The organism is Planktothrix sp. FACHB-1355, assembly GCF_014748295.1.
GTDB lineage: Bacteria > Cyanobacteriota > Cyanobacteriia > Cyanobacteriales > Aerosakkonemataceae > Aerosakkonema > Aerosakkonema funiforme_A.
The window spans coordinates 26,554-44,037 of record NZ_JACJUP010000003.1 but is presented as its reverse complement, the minus strand read 5'-3'; the positions used below and the strand labels follow the sequence as shown (position 1 = coordinate 44,037).

At 43.6% G+C, this 17,484-nt stretch carries 12 protein-coding genes; 4 read left to right on the top strand and 8 right to left on the bottom strand.

Going from position 1 to position 17,484, the window contains the following annotated elements:
- Positions 1-639 (top strand): hypothetical protein (locus tag H6S82_RS00740; protein WP_347339447.1); only part of this gene is annotated, 639 nt, incomplete at its 5' end.
- Positions 640-783: 144 nt separating this feature from the next.
- Entirely contained in the window at positions 784-2,358 is a 1,575-nt protein-coding gene (locus tag H6S82_RS00735) for a UvrD-helicase domain-containing protein (protein ID WP_191055940.1), read from the top strand.
- 175 nt (positions 2,359-2,533) lie between these two features.
- Here the strand turns inward: H6S82_RS00735 and H6S82_RS00730 are convergent, their stop codons facing one another.
- Positions 2,534-7,156 (bottom strand): toprim domain-containing protein, encoded by a 4,623-nt coding sequence (locus tag H6S82_RS00730; RefSeq protein ID WP_347339446.1) that lies wholly within the window; start codon positions 7,154-7,156, stop codon positions 2,534-2,536.
- Positions 7,157-7,424: 268 nt separating this feature from the next.
- Between H6S82_RS00730 and H6S82_RS00725 the strand changes: the two genes are divergently transcribed.
- Both H6S82_RS00725 and H6S82_RS00720 read left to right on the top strand, forming a co-directional pair.
- Positions 7,425-7,766 carry a hypothetical protein gene (locus H6S82_RS00725; protein ID WP_191055939.1) on the top strand — a complete coding sequence of 114 codons (342 nt, stop codon included), beginning with the start codon at positions 7,425-7,427 and terminating at the stop codon, positions 7,764-7,766.
- Between the two features lie 896 nt (positions 7,767-8,662).
- Positions 8,663-9,727: a DNA-binding protein gene (locus H6S82_RS00720; protein ID WP_191055938.1), complete on the top strand. Its 1,065-nt coding sequence runs from the start codon at positions 8,663-8,665 to the stop codon at positions 9,725-9,727.
- Between the two features lie 78 nt (positions 9,728-9,805).
- On the opposite strand, the gene H6S82_RS00715 is transcribed toward H6S82_RS00720, so the two are convergent.
- The 7 genes from H6S82_RS00715 to H6S82_RS00685 form a co-directional block, all read right to left on the bottom strand.
- Positions 9,806-10,177, bottom strand: coding sequence for a nitrile hydratase accessory protein (locus H6S82_RS00715; RefSeq protein WP_190463766.1), 372 nt, complete (start codon positions 10,175-10,177; stop codon positions 9,806-9,808).
- Positions 10,178-10,222: 45 nt separating this feature from the next.
- Positions 10,223-10,843 (bottom strand): nitrile hydratase subunit alpha, encoded by a 621-nt coding sequence (gene nthA, locus H6S82_RS00710; protein ID WP_190463767.1) that lies wholly within the window; start codon positions 10,841-10,843, stop codon positions 10,223-10,225.
- A 32-nt stretch (positions 10,844-10,875) separates the two neighbouring features.
- Complete coding sequence (nthB, locus tag H6S82_RS00705) at positions 10,876-11,619, bottom strand: nitrile hydratase subunit beta (protein ID WP_190463768.1); 744 nt, start codon at positions 11,617-11,619, stop codon at positions 10,876-10,878.
- A gap of 128 nt (positions 11,620-11,747) precedes the next feature.
- Positions 11,748-12,722, bottom strand: a complete 975-nt coding sequence (locus H6S82_RS00700) for a GTP-binding protein (protein WP_190463769.1) — start codon at positions 12,720-12,722, stop codon at positions 11,748-11,750.
- Positions 12,723-12,898: 176 nt separating this feature from the next.
- Positions 12,899-14,689 (bottom strand): type IV secretion system DNA-binding domain-containing protein, encoded by a 1,791-nt coding sequence (locus H6S82_RS00695; RefSeq protein WP_190463770.1) that lies wholly within the window; start codon positions 14,687-14,689, stop codon positions 12,899-12,901.
- 164 nt (positions 14,690-14,853) lie between these two features.
- Positions 14,854-15,420 carry a hypothetical protein gene (locus H6S82_RS00690; protein WP_190463771.1) on the bottom strand — a complete coding sequence of 189 codons (567 nt, stop codon included), beginning with the start codon at positions 15,418-15,420 and terminating at the stop codon, positions 14,854-14,856.
- A complete protein-coding gene (locus H6S82_RS00685; RefSeq protein WP_190463772.1) occupies positions 15,408-17,228 on the bottom strand; it encodes a M23 family peptidase in 1,821 nt (606 codons plus the stop codon). The genes H6S82_RS00690 and H6S82_RS00685 overlap by 13 nt, the downstream gene beginning before the upstream one ends.
- Between the last annotated feature and the right edge of the window lie 256 nt (positions 17,229-17,484).

Here is a 17,484-nt window from a genome sequence, read left to right as displayed (position 1 = left end):
TGCCGATGCACGATATGCCTACGGCACGCTGTGCGAAGGCACTCCTGCAAGTGCCTTAACAAAAGTTCATACAGTGTCGATTACTTTTGTCCGACTACTTATTCCCCAGTTACAGATTACGAGTTCACCATTCAGGATGCTTGGCAACTCAAAGAACCACCCATCAAACGGGTAATGTACAAAGAAGCAACGAGTAAAGCATTCCTGGTAGAAGAGTTAAATGGAGAAGAAATTGAATATACACCAGAAGTATTTTTTGCCAAAGCTGAATCAGATAAAGAATGGTTTAGAAAAATTTTACTAGCGGATTCCTTTTGCTTGCCAGTCTTAGAAAAAGCTGTAGAAATTTTAACTCAAAAGCGTGACACAGAGCGACCGCACGCCATGATTGTCCGCGCTCTCAACATACCGCACGCCCATCGATTATACCAACTGCTGCAAAACTTTCCTATCCTGAAAGAGCGCGTTGGCTTAGTTCATAGCGAGAAGGAAGGTTTCGACTTAGCAGGTAAACCGAGTGCAACCTATCAGCGTTTTTTTAGCGGTGAATATATTTGCCTCGTACATTGTGGCATGGTAGGGGAAGGGTTTTCTCATCCTTGGGCATCAGTTTCGGTGATTTTATGTATTATAATTTAATACTGTTATCTATAATATTACCAATGTTTATCAAAAAAGCAGCCCGAAAATAAATGCGATCGCCCAGTTTTTTCAAAGCATACAGACACAAATATTAGTAGCGAGCGATAGTTTGATGAAAACCTACATTTTTAAGTAAGAAACGTGGATCACGAACAACTTCCACTTCCAGGAATAGGCGATATGGTGCTGGGAACACCGCACCGCCTTTCTCATAATAAGGCTAATAGCCAACCAACATCAGGAGATATGGTGTTGGGATTTATGCCATCTGCCTATCAAAAAGCAATTTTCGATTGGTTAGCATCCGGTCAAGGGTCATGTGTAGTTTCTGCTGTACCGGGCAGCGGCAAGACTACTACTTTAATTAAAGGCGCTAATTTCATTCCCAAAAATCTGCGATCGCGTTTTCTAGCATTCAACAAACATATTGCTGATGAGCTAAATCGTAAACTGCCCAAACATATCGAAGCGAGTACTATACACAGTTTGGGTTTATCAAGCTTATGTCGTGCTTTTCGCAATATGCCTGAGATTAACAAACGTAAATATTCAGTAATTGTTAAAGATTATTTAGCAGATAGAAAAGTACACTCGCCACTGGAATACCATCGATTGGTATCGCTGGTAAAGTTCAGTCAACTTACTCTAGCTGACCCCAGCAATAGCACAACGTTAAAACAATTATGCCATTATTATGGATTGCCTAGCATAGGAGATTGGGATTTTATTCAAAAAGCTGTGTTTGAGATTCTAGAAATAGGAATACGTCAGTGTAGAGAATTCATTTCATACGAAGATATGGTGTGGCTACCATCTGTGTTGAATTTGCCAGTATATAGCTACGATTTTCTGTGTGTAGATGAAGTGCAAGACCTTAACGCCGCACAAATCGATATTGTCATGAGGGCATATAAAGCAGGAGCTAGGGGTATTTTTGTTGGTGACGAACGTCAAGCTATCATGGGATTTAGTGCCGCCGATCGACAGAGTATTGCTAATATTATAGAGCGCAGGAGTGCGATTCAATTACCTTTATCTATTTGCTATAGATGTCCGACTACCCATATCGAGTTGGCCAATCAGATTTATAATGTAATCGAACCTCGTCAGAATGCGCCACTAGGGACGGTTAAGTTAATAAAAATAGCAGAAATTCCCAAGTTAGCTAAAGCTGGCGATTTGATTATCTGTCGCTGCTTTTATCCGTTGATACCAGTATATTACGAACTGCTCAAGGCAGGAATTGCAGCAAAAATTAAAAATAAAGATATAGCCAGTCAACTAAATAGCTTACTTGGCGAAATTGTAGGAGAATCAGTGAAAAAGTATAGTTGCCAGGAATTTACTAATACTTTGCAAGCGTGGTATGAGTCAAGAAAAAAAGAGATGCTCGCTGATGGAGTACCGATTACAGTAGTTGTAGATTTGCACGATCGCATCCTAACCCTTAATGCCATTTATACAGGTAATCATTGCCAAGATACAGCCGAACTGACTGGGGCGATCGAGCGTTTATCTAAAGGTGATTTTAATGAAGTGTTCTTGACCACGATACATGGCTCTAAAGGGTTGGAGGCTGAGAGAGTTTTTCATATTAGACCGGATTTGCTTCCACATCCAAGAGCTGAGAAGGATTGGGAAAAGGAGCAGGAAAAAAACTTGCAGTTTGTCGCTGCTACGAGGGCCAAACACGATTTGTTTTTAGCGAACAAATAGTTAATATTTGACGCTCTGCGAGCTCGCAGCTACGCATATTCTTGCGTCTACAGACATTCTCCACGCTTGGAGAACATCCAACATCTGCACAAAGGAATCGTACCAAGTGGCTCGTTCTTCAGACCGGATGAAGCCATTACAGTAGCATCTCTCTTTAGGTCTAAAAAATCTAATTTTAGCTAAATGGTCGAGTCCGGCTGACTTTGGCAGGACAAAGAATGCGAGAGCCATTCTTATACCCTACAAACCTCACAAAAACCAACTCTCCCTCAGCAATATCATTGACATCTGCTTGATGTAACTGGGGATTGTAAGGTACTTGTTCCCAAACTTGACCTAATGGTTCGATACCCCAGCTTGCCAACAGATTATCCAACGGTACGAATAGAGAAACTATATTAGAAGCAGGCAGTTGAGGGTTGACTTGTACAGCCGCACGTACACTGCAATAGTTAGTCAACAGTGTCTGCAATTCACGAAAAGTCCTAGAACGCTCATCTAACCGTACTTCTGCTGTTGAATCTTCTAACTGTTTTTTGAGAACGAGGCACTCTTTTGTTAATTCTTCAACTAGATCTCCTTGAGAAGGGGATATTGAGCCAGAATGCGATCGAGTAACCAAATTCTGCGAGCTAGTAACCTTTAATCCGTCGGAACTTGGTGATTCTTGAACACCAGTACTATCAACACTTTGAGCCGAATAGCTGTCTTGAGTAACCTCGTCGCCCGATGTAGGGGTCGCCGGAAAGGCAACAGCAGAAGTTACATCAAGACTCTCGTTCACTTCTACAATTGAAGGCAGAACGGAATTTTGTTTAGCTTCTGATTGCAGTCGGTCTTCGGTTACTAAGTTACTTGCACTCGAAACAGAAGCTGAAATGCTTTTGCTTTCTAGGTTATAACAATTCACCGAATCGGTGGTGACCGAGTGTGTAACTGGAGTGCAGGCTTGGTTACTTGAAGAAAAATAACCGCGATCGCGGGTACGATCTTCGTTAAAGCTAAAGTCACTTTCTGGTAAACGTGAGGAAGTGGCCGAATTTTCGATAGTATCTTCTTGACAAAACTCAGTCACCAGATCGTTGTTTAAGTCACCTCCACCAGAAGAACCCCCACCACCTGGAGAACCACCTCCACCAGAACCATCGCCGCCACCGGGAGAACTGTCGTCCGGGTCATCGTCATCTAATAACCAATCTAAGTTAAGAGTGCGCCACAATTTCTGCGGTACAAACAAACACTTTTTATTGATACGTTCCGGCTGATTGGGGTAAAGTGCATCACCGTTTTCGTCAAAGCGTAAATTGAGCAAAGCCCGCTGGTAAGCTAGAACTGAGTCGCGATCGCTATGCAATTTAGCACTCTTATTCTTGAGTGCCCCCATCTGAACCAAAACCCGTTCTAGAACCGGACGGTTGTAAGCTGGAGAGAATTGGCGCTCGAATTGAGTCCAAATCGAAGGTAAATGCAATGCCAGCACTTTTCCGTATTCCCTACTTTCGATCGTATCTGCGTTCCAAGTTCCGACATCGTTGGCTCCCATCAAAGCGGGAAGCTTCTCAAAAAAATCTGTCACGCTATTGAGTCCGCTTAAATTTTCGTTCATTGCGGGACAGAGATACTTAATTACCCAACCTTCAACATCAATATCTAACCCACCTAATTCGGCAATTTTTTTAGTATAGAAAACCAAAGGCGCTAAGTTATCTGCAGCGCGTTCGTGAGCGGTAGGTAGATGTCGATCTAGACGTGAGCGTAAAGCGTAAATTTCCTTTTGAGGATAGCCAATTTTTATCAAATCTTGAAAAGCACCCGCAGCTTGCAAACAAGCTCGTCTGAGTTCATTCCAAGCTTCTCTGTTGCCATCTTTGATAACGGGCATAAATAGATGGATAATGCGACTTTTAGTAGCCGGATTGCTTTCTCCCAAACTTTTATTGCTGGTCACAATCAGAGATGAATGGGGCTGTTGAGAATTGCCGCGCACCTGTCTGGGGAAAGCGTTGTACAAACGGTGCATGAATTCATCTAAAGTTTCGCTGTCTTGTTTTTTATTACCAAAGGGGTCATCCCACAAACTGGGAATAGAACCCAAACATTTCAACCGTTCGTAAGCCATACTCATAGTGGTAGAGCTTAATCCCCCTCTTTCCATATCGCCCCAACCCGCTAAAGATAATGCAGACCGCACGGCAACTGTTTTCTTGCTTCCACCGTCACCACAGGGATTTAAGATGGGGAAAAATTTCTCAACTTTGATGATTTCTTGAAAGTTAAGGGAAGCGGCAACGTAACCGTTGCATAGTAAGAAGTAAATGAAATTAGAACCGGCAAATTTTTGCTGCGCTTCTAACAGGTTTCGCAGCGCGTGGGGATTGTGAGGTAAGATTTCTGGAGGAAGAATGTTATCTACAGCGCCCAAGCTAGGATTGTAAACCCAGAGCGATCCCTCTCGATCGGTAGGGGTGCCATCCGCTAAAAATTGGCAATCGGCGAAAACCCAGGTGCCATCTTCTTGTTGACCCCACCGATCGATGCAGCGATATGTTTTTCCACCACGATTGACATGGTAGTCTTTTAAACGTTCGTGAATGAGGGCTACGAGTTGATCTTGGGAAAGGCGACAGCTGAGGTGGACGCCAAATTTTTTGTTGATGGTAGTCGTAAATTCTTTAACGGTAATGCATTCTAGGGATTTGAGCAGAATTTCGCGTTCGGTAGACTCGAAAGCGCGTTTGATTTTGACAACATAGCCGCCGCCAGCGTCCGAACCGGGTGCGGCCATTACTTCACCGATAATGATAAAGTCAAAGTCAGTTAGGGGTTTGAATTTGAAGGTGCCATCTTCATTTTTAAACCATTTACCGATTTCTCCATTCCAAGACACGGGTGCCCTCCAGTCGTTTTCATCCCAGTCGTCGCTATTGCTATAATCGCCACTATCGCTACCTCTCCCTCCTCCTCCAGAGTTGTCGTTACTGCGGTTAAAGTTGTTTGGACTATGGCGGTTATGACGATCGCGGTTAGAGCCTTTTTTGCTGCCTCCATCGTTTCCCCGTAATAGGGAAACTGTACCCGTAGTTGGTTGAGGCTCAGAGTCACAGGAGTAGCCTGGGTCAGTTTCTTCTTTTGAAGACTGACTTTTGAGTTTTAAAGTTTGCTCGTGTGATGGTAATATTTCTACGCCACCGCACGAGTCGGCTGATTGTTCTTTTAGTTCTGGAATTTCTATGCTTCCTACAGCTTGTTTGATTTGTGGCCAAAAATAGGTAGCCAGCGCTTCTGACCACTGTTTATCTATAGAGGAAGTCCATAAATATGCTTCACGTAGGATGATTTCGCGAACTGCATCTGATATGTGTTCGTTTTGGTGGGTAGAAGACCTTGAGCCGTCCGATGCAACCGGACAATGGTTGGCTACGATCTGACAGGCCATCCACCGGAAACCGTGCATGGCTCTGTCGAAACTGGTGTGCTGTTTCCAGGCTTCGATGCCGTTTTTGATGATAAATTTATCGGGGTCACCGTCGCCGTCGTCGCCATCAGGTAAGCGTGGAGCGACGTAAGGGGTAATTCCGACTGCAAGTAAACTTTTAATACAGCTGATAATTCCTTTGTCGCCTGCCGAGTCAGGGTCAAGGCAGATGTTGACTCGTTGGATGCGGTGGCGGGATAGTGTTTGGACTTGTTCTTTTGATAAACTGGCGGCGACACACGCTATTACTCTGGTATCCTCTAAGCTTTGGGCCATTGCCGTGTCGGTAACTCCTTCTACCAAAACAACTTCCTTCTGTTTGGCTTTGACTGCTCGATCGAAGTAAAGAGGAGATTCTTTAGTGGAAAGCCAGGAACCATTTTCGTCTTTTGGATTCCAGCAGGCATATTTTTTGGGTATGTGCGGGTCAGACCAGGGGTGTTCTATTTTTTGAGCTTCGCTGAGTTTGTTCCAGCTTCTCCTAGCTGCTTCATGTTCTTTTTTCCAACCGGGATGGTTTTTCTTGAGGGGGATGTTGTCTTTGTCTGCGGGCCAATGCCCGTACATGGTCAGCGGTTCTCCCTCTGGCGTGAGCCAGGGGAAGATGACGTAACCTTCCCATTTACGGGTGAGTACTCCGCATTCCGATGCTAGGTCGATGTTGAATAAGTGTTCGCGGAGTGTACCTTGTACTGCTTCTAGGCTGGGGTAGAGTCCGATTTGTAAGTTTTGAAGTTGCTTTTCTGTGAAGCCGCGTTCTTTGATGAGGTGGGTTCTGACATAGGCGGCTTCATCTGTCCAGAGGTATTCGGCGCAGAGGTTGTAGACTGTGGCAAAGATGCCCCGACGTTCTTCCCATTTCTGCGCTCTTTCTATGTGCTGTTTGGAGTAGTTGCGCTCTGGAAATAAATGTTCTACCCCAGCGCGTCGAGATAATTCTCGTAGGGCTTCTACCCAGTCAGCTCCTTTGGGGTATTCCCAATGTCCCATTTTCAGGCTGTGGATATAGGAAATGGGATCTCCGGCAAATCCCATGCCGGAATCGTAAAATCGCAAGGTATCTGGCCAGACTGCGAAGGATGTGCCTGACTTACTTTCCCGGAAGGGACTGCCGCCTCGCCAGCGGTCTGCACTGATTTGAAATCGGTGGTTTGGGTCGGTGTAGACCATTTCTGGGGTTAGTTTGGGCAGTACTTCTTTTTCCCAATGGTCGCGGAGGGTGGAAGTGCCCGCCTGTGTTCCGGGGATGGAACTTACAGTAGGTAGTTGAGATGCCCCTGATGGTTGCTGGGCATCGTCGAAAGAGCCTTGATTGCTTGTCACGATGGTGGCCAGAAGTGGAATTTATGAGATTGGTGCGTAGGAAAGATATGCTAATGACCCTTTTTGCCAAACCGGACAAACTGTGTTGGCAAATTTCCAGAATTTGTTAAAGTTAAATAAACTCGATTACTTAGCTGTCTACCATCAAGCTAATTTAGTAATATTCAGCATGATGGCTGCATTTATTTAAGTGCCTCCGTTTGGTAAAAAATACTTAATTAAAGATAAAGCAAAATTAAGTAATAATGAATTAGAGACATAAATCTTAATGTTGATCCACGAAGCTTTCAACGAAACTTTAAAGCGTTACCGTATTGGCGGCAGAGCCTTAGCACAAGCCGCTGAGGTAAGTGAAAGCCTTGTGTCGCAGTTCAGGCACGGAAAGACAGGCGTAACCGATCAAATGCTTGATAAGCTTCTTCAGGCAATGCAGCAGATAGCACCGGGGTCGCGTAAATATTTCTGCTCGCTTGTAGCAGGAGAGCCCGCTGGAGTCACAACCGTAGAAAAAATAATCGAGGCTATTTCTGAAGATGAAATTCCCGATCTGCTGATGGCGATCGCCCAGCGGTGGAGAGCTACCGAGAATAAAGTTTTGCAAGCAAGTTGAAAAACTAGACTGGGGATATCCTATTGCTGTCCTGTCAAGACAGGTAATTAGTACAGGTTTGTATGTTTCCTGTTGTCTACACCTTGATATCGTATTTTCACACTGTACTGACCTGTACTCTATAGCTGTCTTAAAACATAGGATGTGCGATCGCTCACCTATTCCTGTCCTACCAAGACAGGTAGTTAGTACAGGTTTATATAGCAACCGAATCGGCGATTAGGCCATTATGAAGGGCTAGAACCCTTACTGTGATTACTTTTTCCTTCTGCCTTCTGCTATATCTTTCTTACCGTCTTAGTACTGTGCCCTCTTAAAACTCAGAATCTGCGATCGCCCAATTAATTCTGTTAGCTGTCCTGTTAAGACAGCTAATTAAGACAGGGAGGGTAAGTAAAATCTTGTTCGATCGCTTCGCTGCATCTAAAACTGTCCTAAATACCTGTCTTTTAAGACAGGCATACTCTACATAACTACCTTACCTGTCTGATATATGTGTCCAGCTAGGACAGTACAGTCTGGAAAACCTGTCAAAGGCACCTGTCTTAACAAAACAATTGACCCTGCTAGTAATTCCTACAGGATTAAGGGAGATAGAGAAATCTTGTCAACTAGATGTCCTATACACCTGTCTTTTAAAGACATATTGTGGGAACGGGTCTCCCTCAATCTGCCTGCTCCTGTCTTACTAAGACAGCAAGACAGGACATTAAAGAATTAAAATCTCTATAACCTGTCCTATTTATATGTCCTAAAAAGACAGCCAGAGAAAGACAGTTAGAGATTGATAACCGCCCTCCCAAGGTGTATTATTAAGACAGGTGTCTAAGACAGCAAGGCACAAAAAAGGAGGGCGCGATCCCTCCGCGAAGCAAATAAATAAAAAACAATTAATTATGTCAGAATCAAAATACGACCAAGTTGTTGCAGCTTTCCGGGAGTTAATAGAAGCGGGAGAGCAGCCTTCTCAAGAGAAAATCAGAGGTGTTGTTTTCGCCAAGACAGGAGCAAAAATGTCTAACGCTACAATCCAGAAACACCTCAAAGCATTCCGAGCTTCCAACCCCGATGAATTTTTCAAGGGAACTAACTCTGATGACGAGCCAATTCCAATAGAACACCAGGAGTTGATGAGACGGGTGTACCACAGTATTCGCCGAGCGACCGAACTGGTGTACAGTTCGGAAGCACAAGAGAAATTGGATGTAGAATCAGAGATTTTGCGAGAAAAGCTATCGGAGACAGAAGCAGCGCTACAGACAGCCAATGCGAAATTGAAAGGGATGGAACAAGCATACCAGCATATTGTGGAGCAGATGCAGTTGATAGTCCGCAATAATGCAATGTTGGTAAAAATGGGGGATGGAGCCGAAATAAGCACCTGTCTTGCAGAAATAAACCGACTGCAAAATCAAGTAGTTGAGGTGAGCGAGCAAAAGCACTTACTTAGTATGCAAGTTACACAACTTCAAAAGGAAGTAGAGGATGCTGGTCGCTTAAGTCAGGAACTGAGTGCGATTAGAGCAGAGCGAGATAAGCTATCAATTCAGCTTACTCAAGTAGCAGAAAGAAACATGGAACTGCTAGAGCGATCGCAAAAGCTAGAAGCAGCGTTAGGTGCTAAAGTGAATGAAATAGATGCCTTGAAAGCTCAGCTAATTGCCCAGCCAATTCTGCCCGATGCACCAGTGTTTGAGGTAGGAGAAGAAGGAGCGCTCGCGCAATGGAAAGAACGTAATGCCCAGCTAACAGAGCGCAATCAATTTCTGGAGGCACAACTTAAAGAACTTTACCAAAAGTATGGAGCAGCACAGGAGGAGTTATCTAGATTTAAGCAAGCTCAGCCATCTTTCGAGCAACCAGTAGTTGAAGAAATAACTTCTTCAGATGAAACTGAAAATTCTTCAAATCAACCAAGTCAAGAACCTCCAGTGAAAGGAGCGAAACGCAAAAAAGGTTAGTTTGATTGACATTCCCCCGAATAGGGGATATACTAAGCACTGTAGGTACTGCTTAGTATATCCACGCCATAAACAAGTTTAAATAGTGCTAATTGAATTGCTCTCGTTTTGCTCCTGTTCCATTAATTCAAGTGTGCGTCTTTCCCATTCATCTGCATCAATCAAATTAGATTCAAAAACTAACTCTTCTAGAGCCTGAAGCCATTGTTGGTAATAGTCCCAAGTGGGGTCATCTTTACAGTGAGTTGCTTCCCATTGTGCGATCGCAGCAATTAACTCCAGCCGGAAGTCTTCCCATTCATAATGCCCCTTCTTGGACAAGGCAAGGGCAATGCCAAAAGCACGTTCTTCCCAGAACCGCTCAAATTTCAACGTGCCACGCTCGTGAGGAGGAGAAGTTTCGCTACCCATCATAGAAGTAACAGCAAAATGCTCAAATCGAAGTTGCAATAGATTACCTCCTAAATTGTCGATCGCTTTATGTAAACAATTCAACTAAGCAGGAACTTTGACTTGGGCAACGCCCATCATTGCTTCTGGAGTGACCAAGGCGGCGAGTTCTTCTTCACTCATACCTTCTGTTCTGGCCGGACGTTCTGGAAGCACAAACCAACGAATTTGGGCACTGCTATCCCAAACACGCACCTCTTTTGACTCATCCAGTTCCAATCCGAACTCCTTCAAAACTTTGCGAGGTTCTTTAACAGCACGCGATCGAAAAGTAGGGTCTTTGTACCAGTAAGGCGGCAATCCTAACATAGGCCAAGGATAACAAGAACAGAGGGTACAAACAACCAGATTATGAACCTTGGGCGTGTTTTCTACCACTTTCATGTATTCCCCTTCGGCTCCAGCCATTCCAGGCGGGAAATCCATCTGCGCGATCGCTTCTGGTGTATTGGTAAGTAGACAAGCTTTAAATTCAGGATCGACCCATGCTCTAGCAACCAGCTTTGCACCATTAAATGGTCCGAAATCGGTTTCAAAGAAAGTGAGTACCTTATCAACCGTTTCGCTGCTAATGATGCCTTTTTCAATCAGCAAGGACTCTAAAGCCTTAACTTTAGCAGCATTATAAGCCTCGCGATTTGGTCTATAACTAAAACGTTCGCTCACGATTAAAACCTCCTCAATACTTTCTACAATTACTAGGCAGCTTCAACGTAAACTTCAAACAGGTCAGCATAGACCCAAGAATTCGTTTCAGCCATCTCACCCCAAATATCTTTGGGGTCAAACTTGATGCTGTAGACATACATTGGCTCTCCCAGCCCATCCGCTCCAGTGGAGCAAAGATAAGCATACGCGCCCTCATAGACTCGATCGACAATGCCAGTTTTATTGCGTAGATATCCGGGTAGACGTGTATGGTCGGTAGTAGGGACATCCTTCACTAAAACCTTTTGTCCTGCATTAAACTTGGGTTGTCGGTTAACTTCTCGAATAGCAGGATCGCCACGATGTAGGTAATCAATAACTTGGTCATCAATAGCAGGTTCAGATAATCTTGGTAAGGAAGTATTCGTCTTTTCTAGGTAGGTCACTGTCCGTGCATCCAATTCTTCCTGTGTGATATAGCCGGACTGTACAAAAAAGCCAGAAATACCGCCCAACCACTTTTCATAGTAGCGAAACCTAAAGTAGTCAAACGGGTTCATCGCCTCTGCACCTTTGCGTAGGTCTGCCCAAGTCCAAATACTTTTAAATTTAGTCGGTACGCTTTCGATCGGATATTGTGGCAGGGCTTTGTTCAGGTGTTTGCTCAGACCCATCATGGCTACATGAATGCCAAAAATACGGGTTTCCCAAGGTTCGACAAACACCCGTTTCTCAAAATTAAGTGGTTCAGAATCTATACCTTCTAGCCCGCCCAGATAATGCTGTAATTTCATGCTATTTCTCCAGTTGCAGTGAACAATCGGCTCTTGGAATTTTTTGGGAAAATGTTGCCTGTATATTTCAGCTTACAGAGTAAATTATGGCTCTTACTTTTCTGGCAAAGTAAGCAATTGGTTACGTATTACGCCTCAAGTAAACAAGCTCGAAATTCTTGTTTGAGTTGGGCTGCATCTAAGTTGCGCCCAATAAATACCATTTCATTTTTACGCTGCTCTCCCGGCTGCCAGGGGCGACCTGGCCTTCCATCCAGCAACATATGAACGCCCTGAAAGACAAAGCGCCGATCTTCTGCATCGACATCCAAAATGCCTTTCATCCTAAAGATGTCTGTTCCTTTAACTTGAACTAATTGATTTAGCCAACGGTTAAATCTGTCACCGCTGACGATACCTTGTTCGACAATCGATACCGAGTAAACAGATTCGTCATGCTCGTGAGTGTCGTCCTTGAGAAATTCTGGGTCGATGCTCAATACTTGCTTCAAGTCGAATGCTTTGATACCCAGTACAGCATCCATGTCAATGTCACAATTTTGGGTGCGATAAATTTTGGCAAATGGAGTCATACTGCGAATGCGTTGCTCCAATTCCTCTAATTGTTCAAGGGAAACGAGATCGGTTTTGTTGAGCAAAATCACATCAGCAAAGGCAATTTGTTCCTGGGCTTCATCTGCATCCCAATGTGACCAAATGTGAAGAGCATCCACAACGGTTACTACCGCATCTAGTTGGGTATGGTTACGCATCACGTCATCCACAAAAAACGACCCAATCACGGGAGCTGGATCTGCCAGTCCAGTTGTTTCAATCACCAAATGATCGAATTTTTCGCGCTTGAGCATCAAGTCACTGAAAATGCGGATGAGATCGCCGCGTACAGTACAGCAGATGCAACCGTTATTCATTTCTAAAATCTCTTCGTCGGCATTAATCACAAGCTGACTGTCAATGCCGACTTCCCCAAATTCATTGACAATTACCGCGACTCTTTTGCCGTGCTGATATGTTAGAACTCGGTTAAGCAGGGTAGTTTTACCTGCCCCTAAATAGCCTGTGAGAATTGTGACGGGGATGGAACTGGATGCTCTATTGGGCATGGAACGCTCCTGATGTTAGCGATCGGGTCTGCATTCGACCTATCCACTCTGTATGTAGGAGAAAAGGGAGACCCAAAAATGTTAAATAGGCTACATAATGCGTAACTGCTCACCACATCGAGAGTTACGCGATCGCGAAGACAGCTAAAATATTTCACAGCGATTTTCTTGCGATACTACCAGGGTGACTCCAAAGTAACCTCAGCTTCTTGCGCTTTCTGCCCTTGCTCACTCTGGGATACAGTCAAAAGAGAATTAGCAATTCTCTCCCTCAAATCCATCGCCTCATCCAACTCAGTCGGGTCAATCAACTGCGATCGCTCTATCAGTCTGGGACAAACCTGCTCGTCCCAAAGCTTAGAACATTCTAAAATCCTTTTTTGGTCAGACTTAGGAATAAAAATAGTCAGCGGATAAGGAATCGATCCCTCGCCACCCGAACTATAACCGGGATTGGTAATCACGCACTTACCTTGCGGAAAGCGCATAATCTCATCCGCTGTAATCATCGGCATAGTTTGCAGTCGATCGGCCCAAGTAACGCTACGACCTTCCTTAGACTGAGTAATCGATCGCTCCTTAACAATCAACTCCTTATGACCGTAAGATTGAGAAAACTTTTCCGCCGTTGCATAATTAGCAGGATTATACAAAATTTTAGTACTGCAAGCACTGGTAATCGCAGCCGCTAAATTATCCCCATAAGCATTAGCCAATTGTTCCAAACTCTGCACCCCCAACACGAAACAAGCACCATTACTGCGATACTCGTTAATCCACTGGGGTAAAGCATACAGAAAAATCGAAGGTAATTCATCAATAAATATTCCCAAAGGGTCGGAACGCTTTTGAGTTAAATTCTTCACCACGGTCATGTGGAAAGCCGCCGCCAGCAATGGGCCAACTGCATCCCGTCGCTCATCATCCAACTTGAAAATCAAAATCTGTTTCCCGGATAAACGAATGGGAATCGTAGTCTTACCTAAAAATGAAGATAATAAATTGCGTTTGATTAAACCAGAAAATATCCCTACCGTTGTTGTATCGATACTAGCAATCGTTTTTTCGCTATCTTTCGCCTTCAAATATTGGCGAAAACTAGAAGCCACCCAGACAGAAACTTTTTTCTGTTGAATAGCTGTTTCTAACTTACTAACAAATCCTTCGGTTGAAATCAAACCGTAGACAGTACCTAAGTCAGGACAATCAGTGCTTTTAGCTAACTGAATTAAAGCCGTAGCCAGCATATCGGCTGCTTTCGAGAAAAAATCATTATCTCCCTTATTACCACCAGCATTAGCATTGATAACGCGAGCAATTTGAGTAGCAGTTTCCGCATCTTCTTCATTTCTCATAAAATCTAAAGGATTGATTACCTCACTGTAAGATTCTCCAGGTGCAAAAATCCGCACGTCATACCCGTATCTGGCGGCTAAAGGGGCTAACAGACGCATCTGATCGCCCTTCTTATCGTAGACAATTAAAGGGAATCCTTGTACCATACAACTTTCAGCCATTCTGTCAATAGAACCGTAAGTTTTACCACTTCCAGGCGCACCGAGAACGAGAGTAGAGCGTTCTGCATGAGGAATCCAAACAGTAGGAGAAGCACCCAAAGCAGTTTGAATGGTTGCGCCTATCCCTTTTAATTTACTTCGCCACCAATAACGAGGAGAACCGCACCAAAAACAAACTTTATTGTGTTTGCGTTCGTGAATTTGTTTGAGAGCGAGGTTAGTAGCTGCAAGCTTTTCAGCCATTCCTACTACCCGTCCAGTCGAAATCTTTCCTTTCTTATTACCAGTTAATTGAGTGAAGACAATTACCAAAACTAAAGCACCTATCATACCCAAACCTTCTGGATTGGCGAAAGACTTGAACAGTCCGGGGAAATCAAAACTAGATTGATAGCCTGTTGTGGGTTTACTTACAACTGGTTTTTGATTGGCTATTATGTAATGATTCATGATAAAATAGGTAAATTGCTAGTAAAAACATTAGATTAGAAAAAAACAGACTGTTTATCAAAATTAGGGAGAGCCAATTAAACAACTAAAGCGGGTTTAGAAGACCGGGAAATGCAAAGAATTTAAGATTGTTTTTCAATTGCTAGACGACTAATAGTTTCAATTTACTTGACAAGCGTCTGAATACTTTTAGTAGGCTGATAAAAGCTACCATTGAAGCAGTAGGTAACAATTTGTAAATTACTCTTATCTACTTGTTTAATCTCTAAACAAGGTAGAGATGAACTAGAAACATCTGAATTGATGCTAATCAATGAGTGCTTGGGAGGTAAATTTGGTTGCAGGTAAAGATTCAATACTCGTTGATAGGATGATTCTCCTTTTTCCAGATAACCCACATACAAACATCCCAACTTACCGCAGGTATCCGGGCTATTGTAATTAAAAATATACAACTGCTTCTTATCTTTAGTTGGGATAGAAGCAACTAAAACATCATTCAACCTGTTGGGTGTAGCAGAAGTATTTTCATTAACGGCTAATTGCAATAAAATAGGTGGAATCGAGTCAGCTTGTTTCCATTGTAAAGGTACTGCTGCTATTGAATTGTTAGTACAACCATTTAGGAAGAGAGTACCGAGTAACAGAAAGAAAGCCAAACTGAAATGAAAAATCCGTACCAAACGAACGAGTTTGTCACTTGGTATTTTTTTGGTATTTATAATCTGCATAAAGAAGAATTCTCCTTGTAGCGCTGCAAAACATCTAGACCGTAACTTTTCAAACTCAACCGCCCGAAAGCATCGGTAGCACCCCCATCCACAATGGAACCATCACCGCCGAAGTGCTTTTGAGCTACCCTTTCAATTAGGCGATCGCCTGAAAAAGGTAGCCCGGTAGTCGGGTCAATTTCAGTCGAGGTGAGAGTAATCTTATCCAGCAGGGCAGCTTTTACAGCAGCTTCCTGATCCGCCGGGGGGTAAAATTGGAATAGCTCGTGAGGAGTCACGTTGGCCCCGGTATTAAGCTTAGAAAGCCATTCTTGACCCCCTGGTTTATTGGCTATAGCCTGCGCTGCATAGGGGTTATAACTCATATCCTGGTATTTCCCCAAAGCGCGTCCGCAGTTGCGTCCCCGATCGGCACAGACAAAGGGGCCAATGGTATCGGACTGACCGCTGCTTTCCAGGAATGCGATCGCGTTTTTAAGTGCTGCAACATTCACGCCAGCTGGAGAACTAGCAGCAGTGGGACAAGGTTCGTCAGCAGCGAACTCTGTTTGAGAAAGTGCTTCTTCATTTGGGGATGCGAACGCACTACCGCTGCTATTCGCCTGGGGAACCGAAACAGTCCTTTGTAGCTGCTTATCTAAAATACCGATGAATATGGGCGCGTTCACCCTGTAGGTAAGAAAGGGAACTGGGCCAATAAAATAAGGGGTAGCACCGCAAAAGGTTTTGAAGCGGAAGAACAAAGCAGTATCAACGGTATCGGTTTTTTCATCCGGTTCCATCACTACTACTTTGGCGAAACTGCCAAAAGGCAATCTACCAGTGGGTTCTTTACCGCCATTAACTCCTTTGAGACAACCCCAACCGCCTTCCACTTGTTGGTATTTACCGGATATCCAAGAACGACCTTCAAATTCACCCCGGTGGTTTCGTCCCGAATTTTCTAAATCGTCCAGTTCGATATGAGGGCATTCTTGACCTTGACAGGGTACGGAAAAACCAGCTACATCTGAGCCTGAAATCGTCCGTAACCGCTTCTGTTCTGCTTTACTCCAAATAAAATCTATTCTGGCTACCGCATTGCCTAATTCTGTTAGGGGAACGGGGAAAGAACCCAGAGGTAAAGTATTGAGGTTAGGTACATCAGCAATTAAAGTATCTTGCCAACCTGAAAATTGCCCTAACTGAACCGATTCGATATTGGGAATATCAGCGATCGCATATTCGGATAAATCAATTTGGTTGAGTTTTAGTTCGCCCAAATTTGGATTCTGGATTAATAAAGTAGAAAGAGGAGTGGTATTTTCTGAGAGCGAGCCTTTTTGAGATAGTAGTGCAGCAATGGGAGGAACTTGCCTCATGGAAAACTGACCTAAAGAAGGTACGATATCTACTAGGTGTTTAATAGTCTGCTGACCGAGTAAAGGAAAGCTAGTCATGGGAATCGTCTTGAAGTCTGAACTTTTTCCAATATTGTCCAGATTGAGTAAATCGGGTCTTAATGGAGATTGAATATCGAGTAATGTTAAATAGCGATCGGGTGTTTGTCCCGCCGACCAAGTGCGTGTATTACCTTCAATAATCGAAAAACCGTTATTTTGAATTGGTGGCATAGAACCAAACGATATTCTCTGCCAATCTGGTAGCAAAACTTGCGGGCTATCAGACAATACGGATGGCATCAATCTGGTAGGCAAATCAGATTGTATAGTTGCATTCTGTTGTGCCAGCATTGGTAAGTATCCGGCTGACAAAATAATTAAAGAAAGAGATAACAATGCTAAAGCACAAAACCGATGCCATTTCATAATTGCTGTGTGAGAAGCTATCAGTGCTTATTCCTAAATTAATAACTATATTTACTAACCAGCCCTAACTAAAGAGATAAAAGCATATACGTAAATAGTGATAGATATTTTCAGCAATAAAAAAATGCCGTTTCTTTAACTGAAACGGCACTTATAGCGCTACGCGGTGGTGTATTTACAACTGCTGAGTTGAACCTCTGTCTCGGCATAATCTATCCAATCTGTAACGATACCATCGCGTAGTGCTATAGATTAC

Coding starts and splice junctions, on each gene's coding strand:
- H6S82_RS00690 (WP_190463771.1), bottom strand. CDS start 15,420: ATGCAGATTATAAATACCAAAAAAATACCAAGTGACAAACTCGTTCGT.
- H6S82_RS00725 (WP_191055939.1), top strand. CDS start 7,425: ATGTTGATCCACGAAGCTTTCAACGAAACTTTAAAGCGTTACCGTATT.
- H6S82_RS00700 (WP_190463769.1), bottom strand. CDS start 12,722: ATGCCCAATAGAGCATCCAGTTCCATCCCCGTCACAATTCTCACAGGC.
- H6S82_RS00685 (WP_190463772.1), bottom strand. CDS start 17,228: ATGAAATGGCATCGGTTTTGTGCTTTAGCATTGTTATCTCTTTCTTTA.
- H6S82_RS00695 (WP_190463770.1), bottom strand. CDS start 14,689: ATGAATCATTACATAATAGCCAATCAAAAACCAGTTGTAAGTAAACCC.
- H6S82_RS00720 (WP_191055938.1), top strand. CDS start 8,663: ATGTCAGAATCAAAATACGACCAAGTTGTTGCAGCTTTCCGGGAGTTA.
- nthB (WP_190463768.1), bottom strand. CDS start 11,619: ATGAAATTACAGCATTATCTGGGCGGGCTAGAAGGTATAGATTCTGAA.